Source organism: Pseudomonas sp. CFII64, assembly GCF_000416235.1.
Classification (GTDB): Bacteria; Pseudomonadota; Gammaproteobacteria; order Pseudomonadales; family Pseudomonadaceae; genus Aquipseudomonas.
Map to the genome: position 1 here is coordinate 334,835 of NZ_ATLO01000004.1, position 23,446 is coordinate 358,280.

Annotated in this window: 25 protein-coding genes; 14 read left to right on the forward strand and 11 right to left on the reverse strand. The window is 58.5% G+C overall.

Annotated elements, in window-relative coordinates; genetic code table 11:
- Positions 1–29 precede the first annotated feature (29 nt).
- From CFII64_RS02375 to CFII64_RS02390, 3 genes are all read right to left on the reverse strand, one after another.
- Positions 30–509: a hypothetical protein gene (locus CFII64_RS02375; RefSeq protein WP_044901118.1), complete on the reverse strand. Its 480-nt coding sequence runs from the start codon at positions 507–509 to the stop codon at positions 30–32.
- A 294-nt stretch (positions 510–803) separates the two neighbouring features.
- Positions 804–1,028, reverse strand: coding sequence for a hypothetical protein (locus CFII64_RS02380; RefSeq protein WP_020289155.1), 225 nt, complete (start codon positions 1,026–1,028; stop codon positions 804–806).
- Positions 1,029–1,513: 485 nt separating this feature from the next.
- Positions 1,514–1,822 (reverse strand): hypothetical protein, encoded by a 309-nt coding sequence (locus tag CFII64_RS02390; protein ID WP_020289157.1) that lies wholly within the window; start codon positions 1,820–1,822, stop codon positions 1,514–1,516.
- A 531-nt stretch (positions 1,823–2,353) separates the two neighbouring features.
- Between CFII64_RS02390 and CFII64_RS02395 the strand changes: the two genes are divergently transcribed.
- The 4 genes from CFII64_RS02395 to CFII64_RS30185 all read left to right on the forward strand — a co-directional run bounded on the left by CFII64_RS02395 (position 2,354) and on the right by CFII64_RS30185 (position 5,687).
- Positions 2,354–2,776 carry a tetratricopeptide repeat protein gene (locus tag CFII64_RS02395; protein WP_020289158.1) on the forward strand — a complete coding sequence of 141 codons (423 nt, stop codon included), beginning with the start codon at positions 2,354–2,356 and terminating at the stop codon, positions 2,774–2,776.
- A gap of 236 nt (positions 2,777–3,012) precedes the next feature.
- The gene (gene rmuC, locus CFII64_RS02400; protein ID WP_177325388.1) at positions 3,013–4,377 is read left to right on the forward strand and encodes a DNA recombination protein RmuC; all 1,365 of its coding nucleotides are present in this window, start codon (positions 3,013–3,015) and stop codon (positions 4,375–4,377) included.
- Between the two features lie 51 nt (positions 4,378–4,428).
- A complete protein-coding gene (locus CFII64_RS02405; protein WP_020289160.1) occupies positions 4,429–5,358 on the forward strand; it encodes a DMT family transporter in 930 nt (309 codons plus the stop codon).
- A gap of 197 nt (positions 5,359–5,555) precedes the next feature.
- Entirely contained in the window at positions 5,556–5,687 is a 132-nt protein-coding gene (locus CFII64_RS30185) for a PA1414 family protein (RefSeq protein ID WP_020289161.1), read from the forward strand.
- A gap of 81 nt (positions 5,688–5,768) precedes the next feature.
- On the opposite strand, the gene CFII64_RS02410 is transcribed toward CFII64_RS30185, so the two are convergent.
- From CFII64_RS02410 to speB, 4 genes are all read right to left on the reverse strand, one after another.
- Positions 5,769–6,071, reverse strand: coding sequence for a hypothetical protein (locus tag CFII64_RS02410; protein WP_020289162.1), 303 nt, complete (start codon positions 6,069–6,071; stop codon positions 5,769–5,771).
- A 220-nt stretch (positions 6,072–6,291) separates the two neighbouring features.
- Positions 6,292–7,815 (reverse strand): cytosine permease, encoded by a 1,524-nt coding sequence (locus CFII64_RS02415; RefSeq protein ID WP_020289163.1) that lies wholly within the window; start codon positions 7,813–7,815, stop codon positions 6,292–6,294.
- Positions 7,816–7,872: 57 nt separating this feature from the next.
- Complete coding sequence (locus CFII64_RS02420; RefSeq protein WP_020289164.1) at positions 7,873–8,259, reverse strand: nuclear transport factor 2 family protein; 387 nt, start codon at positions 8,257–8,259, stop codon at positions 7,873–7,875.
- 127 nt (positions 8,260–8,386) lie between these two features.
- Positions 8,387–9,337: an agmatinase gene (gene speB, locus CFII64_RS02425; protein WP_020289165.1), complete on the reverse strand. Its 951-nt coding sequence runs from the start codon at positions 9,335–9,337 to the stop codon at positions 8,387–8,389.
- A gap of 196 nt (positions 9,338–9,533) precedes the next feature.
- Here speB and CFII64_RS02430 point away from each other — a divergent pair, with 196 nt between their 5' ends.
- Both CFII64_RS02430 and CFII64_RS02435 read left to right on the forward strand, forming a co-directional pair.
- Positions 9,534–10,427 carry a LysR family transcriptional regulator gene (locus CFII64_RS02430; RefSeq protein WP_020289166.1) on the forward strand — a complete coding sequence of 298 codons (894 nt, stop codon included), beginning with the start codon at positions 9,534–9,536 and terminating at the stop codon, positions 10,425–10,427.
- Positions 10,428–10,453: 26 nt separating this feature from the next.
- Complete coding sequence (locus CFII64_RS02435) at positions 10,454–11,044, forward strand: tRNA-uridine aminocarboxypropyltransferase (protein ID WP_020289167.1); 591 nt, start codon at positions 10,454–10,456, stop codon at positions 11,042–11,044.
- 3 nt (positions 11,045–11,047) lie between these two features.
- Here CFII64_RS02435 and CFII64_RS02440 read toward each other — a convergent pair whose 3' ends face one another.
- Positions 11,048–11,260 (reverse strand): DUF6316 family protein, encoded by a 213-nt coding sequence (locus CFII64_RS02440; protein WP_020289168.1) that lies wholly within the window; start codon positions 11,258–11,260, stop codon positions 11,048–11,050.
- A 159-nt stretch (positions 11,261–11,419) separates the two neighbouring features.
- Here CFII64_RS02440 and CFII64_RS02445 point away from each other — a divergent pair, with 159 nt between their 5' ends.
- A complete protein-coding gene (locus tag CFII64_RS02445) occupies positions 11,420–12,379 on the forward strand; it encodes a DMT family transporter (protein WP_020289169.1) in 960 nt (319 codons plus the stop codon).
- Between the two features lie 11 nt (positions 12,380–12,390).
- Here CFII64_RS02445 and CFII64_RS02450 read toward each other — a convergent pair whose 3' ends face one another.
- Together CFII64_RS02450 and CFII64_RS02455 are read right to left on the reverse strand one after the other, a co-directional pair.
- On the reverse strand, positions 12,391–13,005 hold the full coding sequence (locus CFII64_RS02450) for an NAD(P)H-dependent oxidoreductase (protein ID WP_020289170.1): 615 nt from the start codon (positions 13,003–13,005) through the stop codon (positions 12,391–12,393).
- Positions 12,998–14,392 carry a class II fumarate hydratase gene (locus CFII64_RS02455; protein ID WP_020289171.1) on the reverse strand — a complete coding sequence of 465 codons (1,395 nt, stop codon included), beginning with the start codon at positions 14,390–14,392 and terminating at the stop codon, positions 12,998–13,000. The genes CFII64_RS02450 and CFII64_RS02455 overlap by 8 nt, the downstream gene beginning before the upstream one ends.
- A gap of 178 nt (positions 14,393–14,570) precedes the next feature.
- On the opposite strand from CFII64_RS02455, the gene CFII64_RS02460 reads away from it, so the two are divergent.
- From CFII64_RS02460 to CFII64_RS02490, 7 genes are all read left to right on the forward strand, one after another.
- Positions 14,571–15,095: a DUF2059 domain-containing protein gene (locus tag CFII64_RS02460; RefSeq protein WP_020289172.1), complete on the forward strand. Its 525-nt coding sequence runs from the start codon at positions 14,571–14,573 to the stop codon at positions 15,093–15,095.
- Positions 15,096–15,119: 24 nt separating this feature from the next.
- Complete coding sequence (locus CFII64_RS02465) at positions 15,120–15,413, forward strand: BolA family transcriptional regulator (protein ID WP_020289173.1); 294 nt, start codon at positions 15,120–15,122, stop codon at positions 15,411–15,413.
- A gap of 134 nt (positions 15,414–15,547) precedes the next feature.
- Entirely contained in the window at positions 15,548–16,501 is a 954-nt protein-coding gene (locus CFII64_RS02470; RefSeq protein WP_020289174.1) for a rhodanese-related sulfurtransferase, read from the forward strand.
- Positions 16,502–16,537: 36 nt separating this feature from the next.
- The gene (locus CFII64_RS02475) at positions 16,538–17,140 is read left to right on the forward strand and encodes a DsbA family protein (protein ID WP_177325389.1); all 603 of its coding nucleotides are present in this window, start codon (positions 16,538–16,540) and stop codon (positions 17,138–17,140) included.
- Complete coding sequence (locus CFII64_RS02480; RefSeq protein ID WP_020289176.1) at positions 17,133–18,953, forward strand: ABC transporter ATP-binding protein; 1,821 nt, start codon at positions 17,133–17,135, stop codon at positions 18,951–18,953. The genes CFII64_RS02475 and CFII64_RS02480 overlap by 8 nt, the downstream gene beginning before the upstream one ends.
- Positions 18,954–19,187: 234 nt before the next feature.
- A complete protein-coding gene (locus CFII64_RS02485) occupies positions 19,188–21,650 on the forward strand; it encodes an EAL domain-containing protein (protein WP_020289177.1) in 2,463 nt (820 codons plus the stop codon).
- A gap of 37 nt (positions 21,651–21,687) precedes the next feature.
- Positions 21,688–22,473 carry a TenA family transcriptional regulator gene (locus CFII64_RS02490; protein ID WP_020289178.1) on the forward strand — a complete coding sequence of 262 codons (786 nt, stop codon included), beginning with the start codon at positions 21,688–21,690 and terminating at the stop codon, positions 22,471–22,473.
- A gap of 3 nt (positions 22,474–22,476) precedes the next feature.
- On the opposite strand, the gene CFII64_RS02495 is transcribed toward CFII64_RS02490, so the two are convergent.
- Positions 22,477–23,418, reverse strand: coding sequence for a GGDEF domain-containing protein (locus CFII64_RS02495; RefSeq protein WP_020289179.1), 942 nt, complete (start codon positions 23,416–23,418; stop codon positions 22,477–22,479).
- Between the last annotated feature and the right edge of the window lie 28 nt (positions 23,419–23,446).

Consider the following 23,446-nt stretch of genomic DNA (forward strand, 5'->3'; position numbering starts at 1 on the left):
CCCGCTAACGTGTTTTTCCGATAGCCTGGTCACACGGGGTAGGAAAGGGGTGCGACGCAACTTTGCCAGGCGCTGATAAAGTCCCTCAAACGCCCTTGGGGCTCGAAGATTTCACGCCAGATCCTGGCCATCAACAGCGGGTTTTCGTCGCTGGGCAGAAAAACGCCATGAGCTTCGACCATCAGCCAGGCGATGGCGGTGGAGTAGCGCAGGTTGACGGTCAGTTCCAGATGCGGTCCGGTGAGAAACGCGTGCTGGCTGGCAAGGCCGCGCACCCGGCTGGCCAGTTCAGGATCGAGGGCCAGATAGTTGTCCCAGATCTGTCGGTGTCGTAGTTCAGGGATGCAGTACAGGCCATGGCCGCGTCGGCTGTCGAGGGCGGCGCCCAAGGCTGACTGGCTGGCGGCAACACCCAGCAGGAAGGATTCGGCGCAAGCACTATGACGATCGAGATACATCAATGTCGGCCGAATAACGTGTCGAGATAGATCACCGGCTGCAATTCCCATGACACCCTCGGGAGCTAGTGGCCAACGAGCCTGGCGCGTGGCAGCGATGAATCGGATCAGGCTCGCCGGAAGCGGCATCGCCGCTCAAGTTGAAGTGTAGTGTCATCTATTGCGCCTAATGCCCTGTTTTTAAATTATTTCCCGTCTAGCAATGCTCTCTATATATCCCTTGGCGATAGGGCGCATGGGTTTTCGACTGATTGAGAATGCCGAAATGCAGACGAAAAAAAGCCCCGCCTTTGGAGGGGCGGGGCTTTCGTGACCGGCTGAGCGGCGCTCAGTGTGCGGTCTCTATCAGGCAACCAGTGCCTGACGGGTACGCTCGATCACGGCCTGCAGCGGCTCGGCGCTGGAGTATTGATCGGGGTACAGGCGTTCGCTGTGACGAGCGATGCCGTGTTCGTTGACGATGGTGAAGCTGAAGCAACCTTTGCGAGCAGCCATGATCAGGCAGTTCATTGGTGCGAAAGCGTGAGTAAGGGTGCGAATGGCATCCTGAGTCTGGGTATGAGTAGTCATGGTTATGGTGTTCCTGAACAACACGGAATAAGGCCGTGCAAAAATAAAACGTCCCAGTAAACGCGGGCCAACACCTGTTATTTTCAGGTAGGGCAGGGCGAAGAACCTGACTGGAACAAAGCAGACAGTTGAAGCGCGCTGGATTGTATGGCGCTCGGGCTGACCGGTAGGTACTTAGGAGGGCAGGCAACACAACAAGAGCAAAGGTTCGCCGCTCTGGGTGCAGATCCTGATCAATTTGCAGGCTGGTTCTATCAGGCCATGAAACTTTTTACGCTACAGCTCCCGTTCGTGGGTAATCAGCGCGTAGGGTTCATGTCTGGAAACCATCGAGGTGGTCGATCCCTTTTTGGCAACAACACCTTCGAATCGGAAGGATGCTTGTCGGGGGGATTGTTCGACCAGAATTGACTTTCAGCTTGGTACTAACGGCGACAATGCTAACCGATCATCGAGTGCGATGGAAGGGGCTATACCAAAAAAGATCACTGGGCACGGAAAAAACCGTCGTACACCAGCACCATCGTGGCGGCCACCAGCGCGCAGCCCAATAGATACGCGGCCAACGTAAGTCGCCTGGATTGGCGGGTTTCGATGGCGCGCATGATTTCGCCCACGCCATTGATCCGGCCTTCGCTCAACTCGATGCTGATGACCAGGGCCAACCCGATGGCTGGCAGTAACACCGCAGCGGCGAATACTGCGTTGTCTGGCGTGGGCAGCGCCAGAGTGACCGCCATGGCAACGGCGCAGACGAGCAAAAGCAGGGCAATAAACTTGAAAACTTCACGCAAGGAGAGACGCCCGTCGCTGGAAATTGGCCGCCTATATTCCACTGCCATGACCCGATTGGAAAGTTGCGTGCCGGATTTTTCCGATACCGGTGCCGCAGTCGCGCTCGATCCGCAGATAGACGACTGCCGCGCAGCGGCTGCTGCGCTTGAAATCCGCTGTCGCTCAAGGCGGATTTGCAATAGCGGGAAGCGTGTCTCATCGCGGTTGGAAATTGAGTTGTGCACATTGCGCGACGATGCTGCCACATCACTGTCACAACCGCTCCTAAGAGCTTGATTTACCGTGGTGAATTATTAAGTCAATGAAAAACATCGTTTTTTTTAACTGGTGAAAAAATCGTCAGTTTGAGCGCAGGCCCCATTCTGTCTACGTTTGCGAGAGTTAAAGTACGGTTGTCCACTGAGTTATCCACAGGTTCTGTGGATTGTCCCAAGCGCTTGCTCTATTTCGGGCATCGTGGGTTTGGGGACTTTACCTCAGCGAGAAAAAGTGTAGAGTTGCGCGCCTCCTGATTTGCCCCCGTAGTGTTTATGAAGCCTCGCCCTGATCCGTCCCAAGAGCCTCGTCCTGCCTCCCACGAACTGCCGCGGTTTTCCCTGCGCGTTGCCTTGTGGCTGCTCGACAGTCCACGTCTGGGCAGCAAACCGAGCATCAAGCATTTTGCCGGTCGCCTGCTCAAGCAGCCGGCTCGTCAAGGGGTGGTGGTGGCGCAGAGTCGGCTGGGTCAGATGCTGTGCCACGATTGCGGCAACGCCCGTGATCGACGCATCGGTCACGAACTGCTGCGCCAGGCCGCTCGGGCTGGCGATTGCAATGCGCAATATGAATACGGCCGTTTGTGCACGCAGGCTCCCATCAGCGAACCTCGTCAGGCCCGGCATTGGCTCGAACTGGCATCGGCCAAGGGTTCCCTCGACGCACAGCGACTGCTGGGTCAGTTGAACCGTTACTGATCCGTAGCGTCTGTGAAGACAGCCGATGTCTGGCGCAAAGGGCTGATGTGCGCATAATGCCGGGAATATGAGTTCGGCATGCCTTTACTGGCAGTGGCTCGAGACAGACACCAGGAGTCTCTATGGCGATGGACCTGACCAGCCTTTTACTGGGGCTTGGTGCAGCGGCGATACCTTTATTGGCCTTAGCCTGGCAGCTCCAGCGCAAACTGGTTCGCCAGCAGGCTGAAAGCGCTTTGCTGGACGAACGTTTGAGCACTGCGCAAATGGCGCAGGACGGACTCAGCGCCCAGCTGGACGCCAGCCGCGATGAAATCAGCGATTTGAGCCAGGCCAATGCGCTCAAGCAGGCCGACCTTGCGGCGTTGCGGCGGGAAGTGGAGCTGCTGCGTCAGGAACGCGACAGTGCCCATGACGCAGCCCAGGCGTGGAGCGTTGAACGCTCCGCCAAAGAAGCCGAATTGCGCCAGCTGGACGCCCGCAGCGCTTCATTGGCCGCCGAGCTGCGTGAGCAACAGGAAAGCCATCAGCAGCGCCTGGATGATCTTCAGGGTTCGCGAGATGAGCTGCGCGCCCAGTTCGCCGAGTTGGCCGGGAAGATTTTCGATGAGCGTGAGCAGCGCTTTGCCGAAACCAGTCAGCAGCAGCTCGGGCAGTTGCTCAATCCGCTGAAGGAACGCATTCAGTCGTTTGAAAAGCGTGTCGAAGAAAGTTACCAGCAGGAAGCCCGGGAGCGATTTTCCCTCAGCAAGGAGCTGGAGCGCTTGCAGCAGCTCAATCAGCGTCTGAGCGATGAAGCCACCAACCTGACCCGCGCGCTTAAAGGCCAGAAGACCCAAGGCAATTGGGGCGAGCTGATTCTCGAGCGGGTGCTGGAGCACGCCGGTCTGGAAAAGGGCCGCGAATATCAGACGCAAGTCAGCCTCAAAGGCCCGGACGGCGAGCGCTTTCAGCCGGATGTGTTGATCATGCTGCCGGGCGACAAGCAGGTGGTGGTCGACGCCAAAGTCAGTCTTACGGCGTACCAGCAATACGTCAGCGCCGACGACGACGTTATCGGTCAAGTGGCGTTGAAGCAGCATGTATTGTCACTGCGCAACCACGTCAAAGGCTTGTCCGGCAAGGACTATAAACGTCTGGAGGGCCTGCACAGTCTGGATTTCGTGTTGTTGTTCGTGCCGATCGAAGCGGCTTTTTCCGCCGCGTTGCAAGCCGAGCCGAACCTGTTCCAGGAAGCCTTCGACCGCAATATCGTGATTGTCAGCCCGACGACGCTGCTGGCGACCTTACGGGTGATCGACAGTCTCTGGAAGCAGGAACGCCAGAGCCAGAACGCCCGTGAAATTGCCGAGCGTGCCGGCTGGCTTTACGACAAATTCGTGCTGTTTATTCAGGACCTGGATGAAGTCGGCAATCGCCTGCAGCAACTGGACAAAGCCTACAGCGCGGCGCGCAACAAGTTGACCGATGGGCGCGGCAATCTGGTCAGTCGCAGCGAGCAGCTCAAGTTGCTCGGCGCGCGGGCCAGCAAGAACCTGCCAGCGGACCTGCTGGAGCGGGCGATGACTGACGATGAAGGTCTGGCGCAGCTGCCTGAATAAAAGGTGTGAGATGATCCGCCGCTTTTCTTTTCCCGAATGGACTCTTCCAACATGAGCGTGATGCGCAAAAGCGCCGATGGTTTTGCCCTGCAAGTCATGCTGGTGCTGTGCGTGATCTGGGGTCTGCAGCAAGTCATGATCAAGTGGGCTGCACCCGATATCGCGCCGATCATGCAGGCGGCGGGGCGTTCCGGCATCGCTGCACTGATCGTCGGCATCGCGCTGGTTTGGCAAGGCGGTCATCGGAAAATCAGCAGCACCTGGCGCGCCGGGCTGTTGGCCGGAGCGCTGTTCGGCCTGGAGTTTTTGTTCATCGCCCAAGGGTTGGCGCTGACCAGTGCCGCGCATATGTCAGTGTTCCTTTATACCGCGCCGATCTTTACCGCCCTGGGGCTGCACTGGCGCCTGCCCAGCGAGCGGCTGCGACCGCTGCAGTGGCTGGGGATTTTTCTCGCGTTTCTGGGGATCGCCACGGCCTTCGTCGGCGGCATGTCATTGACCAGTGTCGACCGCAACATGCTCATCGGCGATGGCCTTGGGGTACTGGCGGGAATGGCATGGGGTGCGACCACAGTCGTGGTGCGCGCATCCCGATTGTCCGAAGCGCCGGTAACCCTGACGCTGTTTTATCAGTTGATGGTTTGTCTGGTCGGGCTGCTGCTGATTGCAGCGCTCAGCGGCCAGATCACGCAGGTCGAGCTGACGCCGGTTGGCATTGGCAGCGTGCTGTTCCAGGGGTTGGTGGTCTCATGCGCGAGCTATCTCGCCTGGTTCTGGCTGTTGCGCCGTTATCTGGCGTCGAACCTGGCCGTGTTTTCGTTCATGACGCCGCTGTTTGGCGTGACCTTCGGCGTGCTGCTGCTGGATGAGCCGCTGAGCTTCAACTTTGTGATCGGCGCAATTCTGGTGTTGCTCGGGATTACTCTGGTCAGTGGCGAACAATGGGTTCGTCGCAAGCTGCGTGGTTTGCTCCAGCCCTAAACTGTGTCTGCGCATGTCCTGCGCTGCCGTTGGTCGTTTAAATACGTGGGATGAGCCGCATAGCTGTCACATTGAGCACATCTGGAAAAATGTTTTTTCCGCGACACTCGGTAGCAGGCGTAAAGTGTGAAATAGCACTATTCTGTTGAAGCGGCTTGAAGATGTCGGTCGTCGAGTATTTCCCTGAAGGGGGCTTTATGAATACCAAACTGCAAGAATGGCTTCACGATCTGGGCGTTGCCTTGGGTCTTATCGAACGGCCCAAACTGCAACCGATTCCGGTGCGCAGCAACGACAAGCACGATAAACACCGCCGTCCACGTCGGTAGTCGAAACGGCGTCTTCTGCCGGGGCGCGTCCGCGTCCCGTCGTGGATAACAGGCCCTGAATGCTGGCCTGACCTTCCTTCTTTATTCCTTGCTTGTATCTTCGCGGTTCCTGCGTGATCGCTGCAGCCTGTGATTCGCCAGGTCTTCAATTAGCTCGGTCAGCTCGGTCAAGGTGAAATCCTCCGGTCTATTGATAGCTTTTGCTCGTTGAATTGCCGGAAATTCTACCCCGTAGTCACTTTGCAACTGGTCGAACAGTTCGTTCACATCGTCCTCGTCAAGCATCAAATCCTTGAAACTCGAATTTTCATGAATCTCTGACTTGTCGACCAGAATGATGCCTATCGCGTCGAAGACGTGTTGCTGGATTTCGCTGCGCTTCATGAAAGCCCCTGTTATCCGTCATTTAGAGGATCAGCCCCAACGTCCATAAAACAGGGTGTTTCCATATCGATCCGTGCACATGTGGGCTGTACAGCAATCCTTGCCACTGCATCATCAAGGCTAGCTCAAATCCGCCGCGACTCCGGGCACAGGAAGCTTCAGATGTAAAAAAGGATGTCCGTAGACATCCTTTTCTCTATACGCCGACTACCGGCAGTCTTCAGGCAACCGTCTGTTCCGTGACAGGCGCAGCGTCATGGGGTTTCTGGCTGCGCACATCGTTGGGGCCATACACAGCGGCAGGTTCCGGGAACAGACTCAACAGCGCCAGATACACCAGCGATGCGAGGCCGAGGGTCACCGGCAGGCTGATGTCGATGCCTTGGGCGAGATTGCCCAGCGGACCGACGAACTGCCCCGGCAGGTTCACGAAGCATAATCCGACCAGCGCGCTTGGAATCCAGGCACCCAGCCCGCGCCAGTTCCAGCCGTGGCTGAACCAGTAACGACCACCTTTCTCGCCACGGGTGAAGACTTGCAGGTCGTCCGGGCAATAGAAGCCGCGCCGCACCAGCAGGCCGATGATCATGATCACCATCCACGGCGTGGTGCAGGTGATGATCAGCACCGCGAAGGTTGAAACGCTTTGCACCAGGTTAGCGGCAAAGCGCCCGATGAAGATGAACGCGATAGACATCACACCGATCAGCAGCGTGGCCTTGACCCGTGACAGCACGCGCGGGAACACGCTGGACATGTCCAGCCCGGTGCCATACAGCGACGTCGTGCCGGTGGACATGCCGCCGATCACGGCAATCAGACAAACCGGCAGGAAGAACCAGGTAGGCGACACTGCCAGCAGGCCGCCGACGTAGTTATTAGCGGCGATGTAGTCCGGCGCCTTGATGGCGACGATGGTCGCGGTGGCCAGGCCGAACAGGAACGGAATCAGCGTGGCCGTCTGGGCGCCGATCACCGCCAGCATGATCTGTCGCTTGGGCGTGTCCCTTGGAATGTAGCGCGACCAGTCGCCGAGAAACGCGCCAAACGACACCGGATTGCTCATGGCAACGAGCGCCGAGCCGATAAACGCGGCCCAGAAACCTTCCTGGCCCATGGCAACGGTGCCGGCAAAGCCTGCATCAAACGGCCCGGCAAAGGCGAAGATGCCCAGCAGGAACAGCAGGCTCGCCGCCCAGACCGCGATCTTGTTGACCCACAACATGAAGCGGAAGCCATAGATGCAGACGGTCAGTACCAATATGGCGAATAAGCCGTAGGCCAGGCCAAGCGTCAGGTCGGTTTCCGGCAGATTGATCAGGCGCTTCGCACCGCCGATCAACGCATCGCCTGAGCTCCAGACCGACAGCGAGAAGAAGGCAATGGCGGTGAGCAGCGACAGAAACGAACCGACGATTCGCCCATGCACGCCGAAATGCGCGCCGGACGATACGGCGTTGTTGGTGCCGTTGAGCGGGCCGAACAGACCCATTGGTGCGAGGATGATCGAACCGACCAATACGCCGAGGACGATTGCCCAGACGCCCGCCTGGAACGACAGGCCGAACAACACGGGAAAACTGCCCAGCACTGCCGTGGCAAAGGTATTGGCACCACCGAAAATCAGTCGGAACAAATCCCGGGGAGTGGCACTGCGGGCGTGATCGGGAATCTGTTCGACGCCGAAGGTTTCGATGCTGCTGGCGGGACGTTGTGTGGGGGCACGCTGTTTATTGTTATCCATGACCTGCTCCGATCATTGGGTGCTTGTGGAGTACTGCTTGTTTTAAGGGAATAGCGATTAGGGGATAGCCGACAAATGTTCGTGAACGGCGAGCCAGTTCCCGGACGCCTGGCGGGCAAACACGATGGTTTCGCGTTCGTGGCTGATGCTTTGTTCGCCTGCTACGCGTAACTCGGTGGTCACGTCGTGGAGAAAAATTGCCACATCGCCATACAGGCTGACATGGGCGTTGCTGGATACGCATGACAGCACTTCAAACCCCTCTTCCCGCCAGCTGTCCCACAACGTTTGATAAGCGCTGCGGCTGAGCAGCGGTTTTTCCAGGGTGTAGAAAACGAAAGTCGCATCCGGGCTGAATGCGCCGAAATACGTATGGCGGTTATTGCTGGCGAACGCCGTCACCAGATCGGCGGCGGCTTGCAGTACGTTGTTGTGGTCGCTCATGTGCAGTCCTCCTTATTGCCTTTGCAGGAGCGAGGCTTGCCCGCGAAGAACGCTAACGCGGTGTGTCTGGCACAACGCGGCGGTTCGTTCGCGGGCAAGCCTCGCTCCAACGGGTCGTCGTTTGTCGTTAACGATGGGTCACACCCGGCAAGACACAGAGCATTTCGTAGAGCAGGTTGGCGCCCAGCAGGGACGTGTTGCCGGTGGTGTCATACGGAGGCGAGACTTCCACCAGATCGCAGCCGACCAGATCCAGGCCCTGGCAGCCGCGGATGATTTCGATGCCTTGAATGGTGGTCAGGCCACCAATTTCCGGGGTGCCAGTGCCAGGCGCCCAGGCCGGGTCGATGCCGTCGATATCGAAACTCAGGTAAACCGGACCACCAGCGACTTTCTCGCGAACTTCAGCCATCAGCGGCGCCAGGGATTTGTGCCAGCACTCTTCGGCCTGAACCACGCGGAAGCCCTGTTTGCGGCTCCAGTTGAAGTCTTCGGCGGTATAACCCTGAGCGCGCAGGCCAATTTGCACCACGCGATCACAGTCCAGCAAACCCTCTTCAACCGCGCGGCGGAAGGTGGTGCCGTGGGCGATTTTCTCGCCAAACATGTGATCGTTGACGTCAGCGTGAGCATCGATGTGCACCAGGCCAACCTTGCCGTGTTTCTTGTGAATGGCGCGCAGGATCGGCAGGGTAATGGTGTGGTCGCCGCCCAGCGTCATCGGCACCACGTCATGGGTGAGGATTTCGTCGTAGGCTTCTTCGATGATGCGCACGGCGTCCAGCAGATTGAAGGTGTTGATCGCCACGTCGCCGATATCGGCCACTGACAGTGAGTCAAACGGCGCAGCACCGGTTGCCATGTTGTAGGGGCGAATCATCACCGATTCAGCGCGAATTTCACGCGGGCCGAAACGGGTGCCAGCGCGCAGCGAGGTGCCGATATCCAGTGGCACGCCGACAAAGGCAGCGTCCAGACCGGCCGCGGATTGCAGGTGCGGCAAGCGCATCATGGTGGCAATACCGGCGAAGCGCGGCATTTCGTTGCCGCCCAGTGGTTGGTGAAAAATCTTTTCCACGGGATTGCCTCATCGTTGGTTTGAATGGGTCGATTCTGGGAAGTGGGGCAGCAGGGAACAATCGCTGGGGCGAAATACTTAGTTTAGAGATTTCGAAACTAATCTGCTTTTGAGCTAAGCTGCGCGGCCAGAATATATAGTCGGACGGATGAACCGTAGGTCGCCAGATCAGCAATCCAGGAACCCAGGAACCCCCATGGCCAGCGCATTACCCGATCTCAAACTGCTGCGTATTTTTGCCAGCGTGGTGCGCCATCAGGGCTTCGCCAGCGCGCAACAGGAACTCAATCTGTCCACCTCGGCGATCAGCACTTATATGAGCCAGCTGGAAGCGGCGCTGGGCATTGTCTTGTGTCATCGGGGTCGGGGCGGGTTCAGTCTGACCAGCAAAGGCGAACTGTTTCATCAGGAAACCCTGCGTCTGCTGGGCGAGCTGGAAGGCTTCGAGCTGTATGCCGCCGCACTCAAGGGCGAGCTGCGCGGTACGCTCAACCTCGGCGTGCTGGACTCCACCGTCAGCGATCCGGCCCTGCCGTTTGCCGAAGTCATCGGTGCCTACAGCCAGGAACACCCGGCGGTGCATTTACACCTGTCGGTGATGAGCCCTTACGAGTTGCAGCTCGGCGTGCTGGATAATCGGCTGGACCTGGCCATCGGCTCGTTCTCCACGCGGATGAACGGTCTGCTCTACCAACCGCTGTATCGCGAGCAGCATTGGCTGTATTGCAGCAACCGCCACACCTTGTTTGCCGAGCGGCGCATTCCCGAACCGGTGATCGCCCAGCAGCGTATGGTCGGGCGCGGATACTGGAGCCAGGCGGAACTGGCCCGGCACGGTTTCAAGCACAGCGCCGCAACGGTGGAAAGTATGGAGGCGCAGCTGATTCTGGTGCTGTCCGGTGCTTATATTGGTTATCTGCCGGAGCACTACGCGCATTCCTGGGTGGACTCTGGGCACTTGCGCGTGCTGTTGCCAGCGACCTTCGGTTATCAGGCGCCGTTTTCGATGATCGTGCGCCGGGGCCGCAGCCGCGAGCCGTTGATTCAAACTTTCCGTGATCTGCTCAAAGCGCAGCTCAATCCTGTCTGACCGCATCCTTTCTGAGGAACGTTTCCATGTCCCGCCCGCGCTGTGAGCGTTGTCTGCGCCCCGAAAGCCATTGCCTGTGTGCGCTGATCCCGCGACTGGACAGCCGCACGCGCGTGCTGGTGTTGCAGCATCCCAGCGAAGTAAATCATGCCCTGAACACCGGCAAACTGGCGACGCTGGGCTTGAGCAATGCGCAGTTGGTGGTCGGTGAAGTTTTCGAAAATATGCATGAGCTGCTCAATCCGCCGGGTTATCAGGCGCGACTGTTATTTCCCGGCGACGATGCGCAGCCATTGGCCATGCAGGACAAGGACGCGTTGCCGATGTTGCTGGTGGTGCCGGACGGCACGTGGCGCAAGGCGCGCAAATTGTTGCATCTCAACCCGCTGCTGGCAGCGTTGCCCCGGGTCACGCTGGGGCAAGTGCCCGAGTCCCGTTACCGACTGCGCAAGGCACCGGGTCCGGATGCGTTATCCACCCTTGAGGCGATCACCCATGCCTTGCAAATCCTTGAAGCGCCGCAGTCATTCGCGCCGCTGCTGGCGCCATTCGAGGCCTTGATCGAGGGGCAGATCAAGGCGATGGGCGCCGACACGTTCGCGCGCAATCACGGCTGAGCATCAACCGTTAAGCGATGTCAGCCCAGCACTGTTGAGCGCTTGCATGCGCTGAATATAAGCCTCGGTTTCACGCTCGGCTTCAGTTCGGTTGGGGTACGGCCCTTCAAGGGTGTTTTCCCGGGTGCTGAAAAAATATTCGCCATTGACCCGCGTTACCCGGTCACTGCGATAGTGGACGGTGGGGGCCGGGTCCTGCTCACGCTTGCCGAACATGGTTTTCTCCTGCTTAAAAATGAATCTGGGGAACTGCACGGCGCGAAGTCCGACTAAAACAGTTCTGGCCGTATTGCGCGCTCAACTGCAACTGTGTCGTGTTGCAATCCACGCCTACAATGATCGCCTGCACTCTTTGCACTTGCCTGGGAAATCTTCATGCACATCTCGTCTGGCCGATGGATCTATGGCCTGTGTCTGGCGCTATTGACGGCGCTGCTCTGGGGCATTCTGCCCGTCAAGCTCAAACAAGTACTGCAAGTGATGGACCCTGTCACTGTGACGTGGTTCAGACTTTTGGTGTCCGGATCTCTGCTGTTTATATGGCTGGCCTCCGTCAAGCGCCTGCCCAGCTTCAAGGTGCTGGGACGCAAGGGAAAGATTCTGGTCCTGCTGGCGGTATTGGGGCTGGTGGGCAACTACGTGCTGTATCTGATCGGCCTGAATCTGCTCAGCCCCGGCACCGCCCAATTGATGATTCAGATGGGCCCGATCCTGTTATTGATCAGCAGTATTTTTCTGTTCAAGGAGCGTTTCAGTATTGCTCAAGGCGTGGGCCTGGCGGTGCTGTTGATCGGGTTTGCGTTGTTCTTCAATCAGCGCCTCGGCGAGTTGCTGACGTCCATGAGTGAATACACTGCGGGCGTGCTGACCGTGTTTCTCGCGGCAGTGGTATGGACGTTCTACGGTCTGAGCCAGAAGCAATTGCTGACGGTGTGGAATTCGGTGCAGGTCATGATGGTGATCTATCTGTTCTGCGCGCTATTGGTTACGCCGTGGGCGCATCCTGCCGAAGCGTTGCAGCTGAGCCCGTTGCAAGGCTGGCTGTTGCTGGCCTGCTGCCTGAATACACTGGTGGCCTATGGCGCGTTCGCCGAGGCGCTGGCTCACTGGGAAGCCTCGCGTGTCAGTGCGACGCTGGCGCTGACCCCGCTGGTGACCTTTGCTTGCGTGGCAATCGCTGCCTGGTTGTGGCCCGAGTACGTGCAAGCCGAGCAGATCAATCTGCTGGGCTATGGCGGGGCGGTACTGGTGGTGGCCGGTTCGGCACTGGTCGCACTCGGTCCTTCGATGCTTGCCGGATGGCGCGCAAGGAAGGCGAGGCTGGCACTCCAATAGATCCAGGCTATTTACTTGCGCCCGAGCATTTCGGCCTTGCGCAGCCATTGCTGGCGCTGTTCTTCGCTGGAAATGCGGATCGGGGCGAATTCGGTCAGGCGCTTGGTCTTGATCCCGCAGAAAGCCAGCACAGTCCGCACCATCTGCCGATGCGCCGGCGCGCCATATACCCAGCGGAAATAGCGCGGCGGGGTGTCCATGGTCACCAACAGCTCAGCCGTGCGGCCCCTGAGCAGCTCGTTGGAAATGTGTTTACGACCATGGGCCTTGAAGGCGAAACCGGGCATCAATACCCGGTCGAGAAAACCGCTGAGCACGCTGGGCAATCCGCCCCACCAGACCGGGTAGACGAACACCAGATGCTCGGCCCAATGGATCTCCCGTTGGGCTTCGAGCAGGTCATGTTCCAGATTCTGGCTTTGTTCGTAACCGTTATGCAGCACGGGGTCGAAGTCCAGTTCTCCCAGCTTGAGCATCCGCACCACATGGCCTTCGCTGCGCGCGCCCAAGGCATAAGCCTCGCCCAGCGCGTGGCCAAAGCTTGCGGATTTCGGCGTACCGAAAATCATCAGGATGCGTTTGCCATACCCTTCCAGGGGTGTCGCGCCGCTTTTCGGATCAACCATTGCTGCCGGCCTCGAGCATTTTTTCCGGGCGAACCCAGGCATCGAACTCGGCATCGGTCAGATAACCCAGGGCCAGCGCAGCCTCGCGCAAGGTCAGCCCTTCGCTGTAGGCCTTCTTGGCGATCTGGGCGGATTTGTCATAGCCGATGTGCGGGTTGAGCGCAGTCACGAGCATCAGGCCGCGTTCCAGGTGTTCAGCCATTTTTTCCGCGTCCGGTTCCATGCCGGCGATGCAATGCTCGTTGAAGTTGCTGCAGCCGTCGCCGAGCAGGCGAATCGATTGCAGCAGGTTATGAATGATCACCGGCTTGTAGACGTTCAGCTGCAAATGGCCCTGGCTCGCGGCAAAGCCGATCGTGACGTCGTTGCCCATGACCTGGCAGGCCAGCATCGACAGCGCTTCGCACTGAGTCGGATTGACCTTGCCGGGCATGATTGAGCTGCCGGGCTCGTTGGCTGGCAGTTTGACTTCAGCCAGGCCAGCACGTGGACCGGAGCCCAGCAGGCGCAGGTCGTTGGCGATTTTCATCAAGGTCACGGCCAGGGTTTTCAACGCGCCGGACAATGCCGTCAACGGCTCATGACCGGCCAGCGCGGCGAACTTGTTGGGCGCGGTCACGAACGGCAAGCCAGACAGCGCCGCCAGTTCAGCCGCAACCGCTTCGGCGAAACCATGAGGGGAATTAAGACCCGTACCCACCGCCGTACCGCCCTGGGCCAGTTCATAGACGGCGGGCAGGGTGGCGCGAATGGCTTTCTCGGCATAATCGAGCTGCGCGACGTACGCCGAAAGCTCCTGGCCAAAGGTGATCGGCGTCGCGTCCATCATGTGCGTGCGGCCGGTCTTGACCAGTTTCATATGCCGCGCCGACTGCTCGGCGATGCCGTTGGACAACTCGGCAATCGCTGGCAACAGTTGCTCTTTCACCGCCTGGGCGGCAGCAATATGCATTGCGGTCGGGAAGCAATCGTTGGAGCTTTGCGAGCGGTTGACGTGATCGTTGGGGTGTACCGGCGTCTTGCCGCCACGGCCTTGTCCGGCCAGCTCATTGGCGCGCCCGGCGATCACTTCGTTGACGTTCATGTTGCTCTGGGTGCCAGAGCCGGTTTGCCAGACCACCAAGGGAAACTGGCTGTCGTGCTCGCCGGCCAGCACTTCATTGGCGGATTGCTCGATCAGTCGGGCAATATCGGCTGGCAGGTCGCCATTGCGATCGTTGACCCGGGCCGCAGCCTTCTTGATCAGCGCCAGGGCGTGCAGCACCGGCAGAGGCATACGCTGATCGCCAATCGCAAAATTGATCAGCGAACGTTGAGTCTGTGCTCCCCAGTAGGCGTCATCGGGGACTTCGATCGGGCCAAGGCTGTCAGTTTCAGTACGACTCACGGGTTCACTCCTCAAAGTTCAGTGCGCATCAATGCGAAGTTTAGGCTTTGGTATCCATATTGGGTTCCCTAATTAGCGTTTTTAACCGCTCGGCGCGTCAGGGGTTGAGCCAAAAGCGGTCCTGGGCGCAGAATGGTCGGCCTTGAGGTATTGCCTCGCCTGCTAGAAAGGAAACTCGATGACCCGTCTTCGTGCCATTTGTACTGCGGTTGTACTGGTTTGTGCCAGCGGCCAGGTTCTTGCCGATACCGCCAGCCATAACGCCAGTGCCGAAACGTTCCTCAAGCTGGCTCATGCTGACAAGCTGGGCACCCCGGTCTACATGCAAGTGCAACAGATGTTTGCCCAGCGCTTTGCCGAAACCAAAGCCCCTGAAGCGAAAAAAGCCTTGCTTGAAACCTATCAGGCCAAAGCCAATGCTGCGCTGGATCAGGCGATCGGCTGGAACAAGCTGAAACCCGACATGATCAAGCTCTACACCGCCAACTTCAGCGAAAGCGAGTTGAAGGATCTGGTTGCGTTCTACCAGTCTCCACTGGGCAAGAAAGTGCTGACCAAAATGCCTGAGATGACTCAACAGTCGGCTCAGCTGACCCAGAGCAAACTGGAAAGCGCAGTGCCTGTCGTCAACAAGCTGCTGGCTGACATGACTGCTGAACTGGAACCTGCCAAGGCAGCTCCTGCTCCAGCCAAAAAGCCTTAACCGACTGATCGGGCGAAACCTGTCATGACCATGCAAAAGCGAATCGAATCGGCGCTGGCCGTGTTTCAGCCACTGCACCTGCAAGTGCTCGACGAGAGCCACATGCACAGTCGCGGTGAGCAGACTCACTACAAGGCGATTATCGTCAGCGAGCAATTCGAGGGGCTCAACGCCGTCAAGCGTCACCAGAAGGTCTACGGCATTCTGGGCGGCCTGATGGGTGAGTTTCACGCGTTGGCGTTGCACACGTTTACCCCTGAAGAATGGGCTAAAACCGGTGCCGCGCCAGCCTCGCCGACCTGTGCGGGTGGTCATTGACCGTCGCCTGACGGGGGTTACCGGATTAACCCTGATTTTTGCTAGAATCCGCACGCGCCGCTCTGTCGGCGCGTTTTTCATTCCGAATTTTGATCCGGTAGGCCCTTTGCGAGGGTCGCCACCTGGAGATACACATGACACAACAGCCGATGACTCAACCGATCGTCGTGGCCGCTCTATACAAGTTCGTCACGCTCAGCGACTACGTTGCCCTGCGCGAACCGCTGCTGCAGGCGATGGTCGACAATGGCATCAAAGGCACGCTGCTGATTGCCGAAGAAGGCATCAACGGCACCGTCTCCGGTAGCCGTGAAGGCATCGACGGGCTGATGGCCTGGCTGAAGAACGACCCGCGTATGGACGACATCGATCACAAGGAGTCGTACTGCGACGAGCAGCCCTTCTACCGCACCAAGGTCAAGCTCAAGAAAGAGATTGTGACCCTGGGCGTCGAAGGCGTGGACCCGAATAAATCCGTGGGCACCTATGTCAATCCGCAGGACTGGAACGCGATCATCAGCGATCCGGAAGTGCTGGTGATCGACACCCGCAACGATTACGAAGTGTCCATCGGCACCTTCGAAGGCGCCATCGACCCGAAGACCACCAGCTTTCGCGAGTTTCCCGAGTACATCAAGGAACACTTCGACCCGGCGGTGCACAAGAAAGTCGCGATGTTCTGCACCGGTGGCATTCGCTGTGAAAAAGCCTCGAGTTATATGCTCGGCGAAGGCTACGGCGAGGTCTTCCACCTCAAGGGCGGGATTCTCAAGTATCTGGAAGAGGTGCCTCAGGAAGAAAGCCTGTGGCGTGGCGAGTGTTTCGTTTTCGACAATCGCGTCACCGTGCGCCATGACCTGACCGAAGGCGACTACGATCAATGTCACGCCTGCCGTACGCCGATCAATGCCGAGGACCGCGCCAGCGAGCATTACACCGCGGGTATCAGTTGCCCGCATTGCTGGGACACGCTGAGCGAAAAGACCCGCCGCAGCGCCATCGATCGGCAGAAACAGATCGAACTGGCGAAGCAGCGCAATCAGCCACACCCTATCGGCCGTAACTATCGCCTGCCAACCGAGGCTTGATCCATGTCTGCTCGCCTGCTCTATGTGATGGACCCGATGTGTTCCTGGTGCTGGGGCTTTGCCGATGTGGCCAAGGCGCTGGTGGAGCAGGCGCAGGCGGGTGGCATGACCTTGCAATTGGTGGTGGGCGGTTTGCGCACCGGCAGCGGAGCCGCACTGGAGCCGACGACCCGACGCTACATCCTCGAACACTGGCAGGCGGTGGCGCAAACCACCGGGCAACCCTTTCGATTTGAGGATGCGTTGCCCGATGGTTTTGTCTACGACACCGAGCCCGCCTGTCGAGCGGTGGTGGCTGCGCGCAGCCTCGATCCGGACAGCGCGTGGCGTCTGGTCAGACTCATTCAACAAGCGTTCTATCTGGATGGCCGCGATACAACCCAGGCCGCGTTGCTGACCGAACTGGCCGAGCAGGCTGGCTTGCCGCGCATTGAATTCGCCGAGGCGTTTGACAGCGCCGAGCAGCATGCCGCGACGGCGGCTGATTTCGCCTGGGTTCAGGACCTCGGTATCGCCGGGTTCCCAACCTTGCTGGCTGAACGCAACGGCCAGTTGGCGCTGCTGACCAATGGTTATCAATCCCTGGAAGATCTCTCGCCGCTGCTCGGTCGATGGCTGGAGCGTGCCGCCAGTGCATGAACCTGATCAGGGTGCGAGCGAGCAGCCCAGGCGCATTGATCGGCTGAGCTGGGCAGAAATTCGACGTCTGGCAGTGCGCCATAAAAAAGCCCTGTGGATCGCCAATGGTGTCGCCGTGCTGGCGACCTTGTGCAGCGTGCCGATCCCGTTGCTGCTGCCGTTACTGGTGGACGAGGTGTTGCTCGGCCACGGCGACAGCGCTCTCGCGTTCATGAACCGCTTTCTGCCCGGCAGCCTGCAAACCTCGGTCGGCTACATAGGCCTGATGCTGCTCGCCACGGTAGGCCTGCGCCTGGGTGCGCTGGTGTTCAACGTCATTCAGGCACGGCTTTTCGCCCGCTTGTCCAAGGACATCGTCTATCGGGTGCGCATCCGGCTGATCGAGCGGCTCAAGCGGATATCCCTGGGCGAATATGAAAGCCTCGGCGGCGGCACCGTAACTACGCATCTGGTCACCGACCTCGACACCGTGGACAAATTTATCGGTGATACGCTCAGCCGGTTTCTGGTTGCCATGCTGACTTTGGCGGGAACCGCCGGGATTCTGGTGTGGATGCACTGGAAGCTTGCCCTGTTGATCATGCTGTTCAACCCGCTGGTGATATATGCCACGGTCAAGCTGGGCAAGCGGGTCAAGCACCTGAAGAAGCAGGAAAACGACAGCACCTCGCGCTTCACCCAGGCCCTGACTGAAACCCTGGACTCGATCCAGGAAGTCCGCGCCGGCAATCGTCAGGGTTATTTTCTCGGGCGGCTTGGGCTGCGCGCGCAGGAAGTTCGCGATTACGCCATCGCCTCGCAATGGAAAAGTGACGCATCCAGCCGTGCCAGCGGGCTGTTGTTCCAGTTCGGCATCGATATCTTTCGCGCGGCGGCAATGCTCACCGTGCTGTTTTCCGATCTGTCCATCGGGCAGATGCTCGCGGTATTCAGCTACCTGTGGTTCATGATCGGTCCGGTCGAACAATTATTGAACCTGCAGTACGCGTATTACGCCGCCGGAGGCGCGCTGAAACGGATCAACGAGTTGCTGGCTCGTGCTGACGAGCCACAGTATCCGGGTGGTGCCGATCCGTTCGCAAAGCAGGAAACCGTCGGCATCGAGATTCGTGGCCTGAGTTTCGCCTATGGCGAAGAGAACGTTCTGGATCAACTGAACCTGACCATCGCTCCCGGCGAAAAAGTTGCCATCGTCGGTGCCAGTGGCGGCGGTAAAAGCACGCTGGTGCAACTTTTGCTGGGGCTGTACACGGCGCAATCCGGCACGATCCGTTTCGGTGGGGCGAGTCTGGAGGAAATAGGTCTGGAGACCGTCCGGGAAAACGTTGCAGTGGTGCTGCAACATCCGGCGCTGTTCAACGATACGGTGCGCGCCAACCTGAGCATGGGGCGTGAGCGCAGCGACGAGGCCTGTTGGCGGGCCCTGGAGATTGCTCAACTGGCGCCGACGATTCGTGCCTTCCCCGATGGGCTGGACAGTATCGTCGGGCGTTCCGGGGTGCGCTTGTCGGGCGGCCAGCGCCAGCGACTGGCCATCGCCAGAATGGTGTTGTCCGACCCCAAGGTGGTGATCCTCGACGAAGCCACTTCGGCGCTGGATGCCGCGACTGAATACAGCCTGCATCAAGCCTTGTCGCGCTTCCTTCAAGGGCGCACGACGCTGATCATTGCGCATCGCCTGTCAGCGGTTAAACAGGCAGATCGAGTGCTGGTGTTCGATGGCGGAAGTATCGCCGAAGAGGGCGATCATCAGCAGCTGATTGCCGATGGCGGGCTGTACGCCAGGCTTTACGGCCATTTGCAACATATCTGACAGGTGCCGATTCAAAAGCGCTGCGGATTATCCCGAAAATACCCGGAACCCACGTTTTCCTGAACCGTCTTCTTGTCGGCGCTGCGTCAGGATCGCGACGCAGCGCCCGCCTGTTTCATCGTTGAGAAAATCCTCCTACCTTTTCATGGAATTGGCCTAGTCTGAGGCAAGGATGAAATTGATCAGGCCGCTTGTTGAGCATCTGGCAACGCTAACGCTTATGAAAGGGAAACCATGAGGCAAAAGCGGATACTCGAAAAGCCCCGGCTGTTGGGCATTGTCTGGCCATTTATTGCTGTGGCGTTGTTCCAGGCGTTGCTTGGCTGCGTCAGCTTGTACACGCTGTCAGCCGTACGCAGCTATGTCGCCGGCGAAAGCCTTTGGTCCAAGGGGCAAAAGGATGCCATCTTTTACTTGAGCCTTTACGCCAACAGCCGCGACGAACTCGATTACCTCAACTATCAACAGGCCATCGCCGTGCCCAAGGGCGGCCAGCTGGTCCGACTGGCATTGGACCAACCCAAGCCTGCGCTGGATCTTGCGCGCCAAGGCATTCTGCAAGGCGGCAATCATCCTGACGATGTCTCTGGAGTGATCTGGCTGTACCTGAACTTTCAGCACTACGGCTATATGCAAAAGGCTGTGAAACTGTGGGTTCTGGGTGACGAGTACCTGATGCAGCTGGATGATATTGCCCGCCAGATGCACGAGCGCATCAACTCGGGCGAAGCAACTTACAGCGATGCAGTGCGCTGGCGCGCCGAGATCAGCGCGATCAATGAACATGTGACACCTACGGCGAAAGCTTTTTCCGACGCGCTGGGCGCAGGCTCCAGGAGCATTTTGCGGCTGTTATTGATCGTCAACCTTGCGACTGCTGTGGTGTTGATCATTCTGGCCTTGTTGCGCACCGACAAACTGCTCACCCAGCGCCACGCCTTCGCCGATGCCCTGGAAATCGAGAAGGAGCGGGCGCAAATCACCCTGGAATCCATCGGCGAAGGGGTCATCACCACTGACGTCGAAGGCTCCATCGTCTACATGAACCCGGCGGCTGAAAGTCTGACCCACTGGAAGAATGGCCAGGCCAGCGGATTGCCTCTTGCGGCGTTATTCAGCCTGCTTGACGAAAATGACCAGAAGGACAGCCATAGCCTGATCGAACGCATCCTCAGCGGCAAATTGATGGGCGGCAGCGAACACTCCAAATTGATTCAGCGGCTCGACGGCAGCACCGTCTCGGTCGCTCTGGTGGGCTCGCCGATCCAGACCGATGGCAAGATCAGCGGTACCGTGCTGGTGCTGCACGACATGACGCGAGAGCACCAATACATCGCCAATCTGTCCTGGCAGGCCACCCACGATGCATTGACCGGGCTTGCCAATCGGCGTGAGTTCGAGCAGCGCCTGGATGTTGCGCTGATCGGTCTGGCCCGCCAGCCGAATCGGCATTCGGTGATGTACCTGGATCTTGATCAATTCAAATTGGTCAACGACACCAGCGGGCATGCGGCGGGTGATGAGCTGTTGCGGCATATCTGCGCGTTGTTGCAGCAAGGCCTGCGCGAAGGCGACACGCTCGCCAGACTGGGCGGCGACGAGTTCGGGATATTGCTGGAAGACTGTGCGCCGCAACGGGCGGAAGACATCGCCGAGACCCTGCGCCAGACCGTGCAAAGCCTGCATTTCGTCTGGAAAGGCCGGCCGTTTGTCACCACCGTCAGCATCGGTCTGGTGCATATTTCTCACGTGCCGACCACCCTTGAGGCTGCGCTGCGTGCCGCTGACATGGCGTGCTACATGGCCAAGGAAAAGGGCCGTAATCGCGTGCAGGTCTATCACGCCGATGACTCAGAGGTTTCCGTGCGCTTCGGTGAGATGGCCTGGATCCAGCGTCTGCATCTGGCCCTGGAGGAAAACCGCTTCTGCCTGTATGCCCAGGAAATTTCTGACATCAGTCATGGCGGCGGGCAAGCGGGACATATCGAGATCCTGCTGCGTTTGCGTGACGAGTCCGGACGGATGATCCAGCCCGACAGTTTTATCCCGGCCGCCGAACGCTATGGCTTGATGACGACACTGGATCGCTGGGTGGTGCAGAACGTGTTCAAGATCATCGCGCAATGTGCCGAGGATAAAAGCTACAGCGGCCCTCTGGTGGTGTGTGCGATCAATCTTTCCGGCTCCAGTATTGGTGACGATGCGTTTCTCGAATTCCTGAAGCAGCAATTTCGCACCCATGGGATCGCGCCTTCTTCGATTTGCTTTGAAATTACCGAAACCAGCGCCATTGCCAATCTGGGAAGTGCAATTCGCTTCATTAGTGAATTGAAAAGCCTGGGATGCCAGTTTTCACTCGATGATTTTTGCGCCGGTATGTCGTCGTTTGCTTACCTCAAACACTTGCCTGTGGACTTTTTGAAGATCGACGGAAGTTTTGTCAAAGACATGCTCGACAATCCCATCAATAGAGCTATGGTCGAAGTGATCAATCATATTGGTCATGTCATGGGCAAGCGCACCATTGCCGAGTTTGTCGAAACACCGGAAATTGAAGAGGCGTTGCGGGAAATCGGGGTGGACTTTGCGCAAGGATTTCTGATCGAACGTCCAGCAGTGTTTACCTGTGAAAGTCTGCGGCCCCGGCCGGTGCGGACCCAGACATTGCTGTTCAGCACGCCCGGAGTATTTCGCTGACCCCTACTGAAACCTACACCAAAAAAGGAGCCACACAGTGATCGAAGTTTTCAGCAGAACCGGTCCGCTTATGGAAGCCAGTAGTTATCCAGTTTGGGCGCAGCAGCTAATCCAGGAGTGCAGCAGTGCCAAGGCCAGGGTCGTCGAACATGAGCTTTATCAACGTATGCGTGACGGCCAGCTTAGTTCGAAGATCATGCGCCAGTATTTGATTGGCGGTTGGCCGGTCGTTGAACAGTTCGCTGTATATATGGCCAACAATCTTGCCAAGACCCGCTTTGCCCGTCATCCCGGCGAGGACATGGCGCGGCGCTGGCTGATGCGCAATATCCGCGTGGAACTCAATCACGCCGATTACTGGATCAACTGGAGTGAGGCCCATAGCGTTTCCCTGGACGACCTGAAAGCACAGCGGGTATCGCCGCACTTACATGCGTTGAGTCATTGGTGCTGGCATACCAGTTCGGCCGATTCGCTGATCGTGGCAATCGCGGCCACCAACTATGCCATCGAGGGTGCCACGGGGGAATGGTCGGCAGTGGTGTGTTCCAGTGGCGAGTACGCGGAGTCGTTTCCGGAAGAGTCAAGAAAGCGCGCCATGAAGTGGCTCAAGATGCACGCGCAGTACGATGATTCGCACCCATGGGAGGCGCTGGAGATCATCTGTACCCTGGCGGGTAACAACCCGAGTCAGCAGTTGCAGGCTGAGTTGCGGCAGGCAGTCACCAAGAGTTATGACTATATGTTCCTGTTTTTGGAGCACTGCATGCAGCTGGACAAGACGGCAACGCATCGCGTGCGGGCGGTCGAGCTCCAGAGCTGAGGATTAACTGGCCATGGCCAGCCGATTACGGCCTTCGCGCTTTGCGACATAGAGGGCGGCATCGGCACGGCGCAACAGGCTGTCGGCGGACTCCGCTGGCAGCAGTGTCGAACAGCCGAGGCTGACGGTCAGCTCCAGCGGATGGTCCAGTATTGGGTAGATCAGGTCGTGTGCAGCCTGGCGCAGGCGCTCGCCGATCAATGCTGCGGATTCGCGCCCGGTGTTCGACAGCACAATCAGGAACTCTTCGCCGCCGTAGCGGAAGACCCGGTCGATATTGCGCAACTGCCCTTTGATCGCCAGGGAGATCGCCTTGAGCACTTCATCACCCGAGGAATGCCCGTAGGTATCGTTGACCTGCTTGAAGTGGTCGATGTCGAGCATCAGCAACGACAACGGCTGCTTGTGGCGACGGGCAACCTCGATTTCCCGCGACAGGGTCTGGTCCATCGCAATCCGGTTGCCCGCGCCGGTCAGCGGATCGCGCAGGGCGCTCTGCGTGGCCGAACGGTACAGCAACGCATTGCGCATCGGGAACAGCAGGCAGGCCAGCAGCGACTCAAGGTCTGCGAGCTCTTGCTCGGTAAACCGTTGGTTACGCTGGAACAGCAGGGTTCCCAGGTATTCGCCTTCGTTACTCAGGCTGTAGTTCGCACTGTGATGGGAGCGCTCGCCAAGCTGCAGATGCAAATCGCTGTCACGATGGTCATAGGTCAGTGCACTGAGGGACATCCAGCGCTGTACGCCCTGGAAAAAAATCGACAGAACCCGTTCCACTTCCAGACTGGTCTGTAAATGCAGGCCGAGTTGGTGTATCAACTGGGGCAGGTCGACAGGCGGCGGTACGATGTGTTGACTTTGCCTATTACAAAAACCCAGTCGTTGCAATTTGGCGGCGTCGAAATCAATAGCGTTGGTATTGTTGGTCTGGGTAGGAGAAATCATGGTCTCACTCCTCAGCACATATTGCTGG

What these genes read in the sequence shown, in the direction of transcription:
- CFII64_RS02420 (WP_020289164.1), bottom strand. Translation starts at nt 8,259, where the DNA reads ATGAGCGACCACAACAACGTACTGCAAGCCGCCGCCGATCTGGTGACG.
- CFII64_RS02470 (WP_020289174.1), top strand. Translation starts at nt 15,548, where the DNA reads ATGACACAACAGCCGATGACTCAACCGATCGTCGTGGCCGCTCTATAC.
- CFII64_RS02475 (WP_177325389.1), top strand. Translation starts at nt 16,538, where the DNA reads ATGTGTTCCTGGTGCTGGGGCTTTGCCGATGTGGCCAAGGCGCTGGTG.
- CFII64_RS30185 (WP_020289161.1), top strand. Translation starts at nt 5,556, where the DNA reads ATGAATACCAAACTGCAAGAATGGCTTCACGATCTGGGCGTTGCCTTG.
- CFII64_RS02465 (WP_020289173.1), top strand. Translation starts at nt 15,120, where the DNA reads ATGACCATGCAAAAGCGAATCGAATCGGCGCTGGCCGTGTTTCAGCCA.
- CFII64_RS02395 (WP_020289158.1), top strand. Translation starts at nt 2,354, where the DNA reads ATGAAGCCTCGCCCTGATCCGTCCCAAGAGCCTCGTCCTGCCTCCCAC.
- CFII64_RS02495 (WP_020289179.1), bottom strand. Translation starts at nt 23,418, where the DNA reads ATGATTTCTCCTACCCAGACCAACAATACCAACGCTATTGATTTCGAC.
- CFII64_RS02430 (WP_020289166.1), top strand. Translation starts at nt 9,534, where the DNA reads ATGGCCAGCGCATTACCCGATCTCAAACTGCTGCGTATTTTTGCCAGC.
- CFII64_RS02450 (WP_020289170.1), bottom strand. Translation starts at nt 13,005, where the DNA reads ATGGTTGATCCGAAAAGCGGCGCGACACCCCTGGAAGGGTATGGCAAA.
- CFII64_RS02405 (WP_020289160.1), top strand. Translation starts at nt 4,429, where the DNA reads ATGAGCGTGATGCGCAAAAGCGCCGATGGTTTTGCCCTGCAAGTCATG.
- CFII64_RS02375 (WP_044901118.1), bottom strand. Translation starts at nt 509, where the DNA reads ATGGGAATTGCAGCCGGTGATCTATCTCGACACGTTATTCGGCCGACA.
- CFII64_RS02435 (WP_020289167.1), top strand. Translation starts at nt 10,454, where the DNA reads ATGTCCCGCCCGCGCTGTGAGCGTTGTCTGCGCCCCGAAAGCCATTGC.
- CFII64_RS02415 (WP_020289163.1), bottom strand. Translation starts at nt 7,815, where the DNA reads ATGGATAACAATAAACAGCGTGCCCCCACACAACGTCCCGCCAGCAGC.
- CFII64_RS02440 (WP_020289168.1), bottom strand. Translation starts at nt 11,260, where the DNA reads ATGTTCGGCAAGCGTGAGCAGGACCCGGCCCCCACCGTCCACTATCGC.
- CFII64_RS02410 (WP_020289162.1), bottom strand. Translation starts at nt 6,071, where the DNA reads ATGAAGCGCAGCGAAATCCAGCAACACGTCTTCGACGCGATAGGCATC.
- CFII64_RS02380 (WP_020289155.1), bottom strand. Translation starts at nt 1,028, where the DNA reads ATGACTACTCATACCCAGACTCAGGATGCCATTCGCACCCTTACTCAC.
- CFII64_RS02460 (WP_020289172.1), top strand. Translation starts at nt 14,571, where the DNA reads ATGACCCGTCTTCGTGCCATTTGTACTGCGGTTGTACTGGTTTGTGCC.
- CFII64_RS02445 (WP_020289169.1), top strand. Translation starts at nt 11,420, where the DNA reads ATGCACATCTCGTCTGGCCGATGGATCTATGGCCTGTGTCTGGCGCTA.
- CFII64_RS02485 (WP_020289177.1), top strand. Translation starts at nt 19,188, where the DNA reads ATGAGGCAAAAGCGGATACTCGAAAAGCCCCGGCTGTTGGGCATTGTC.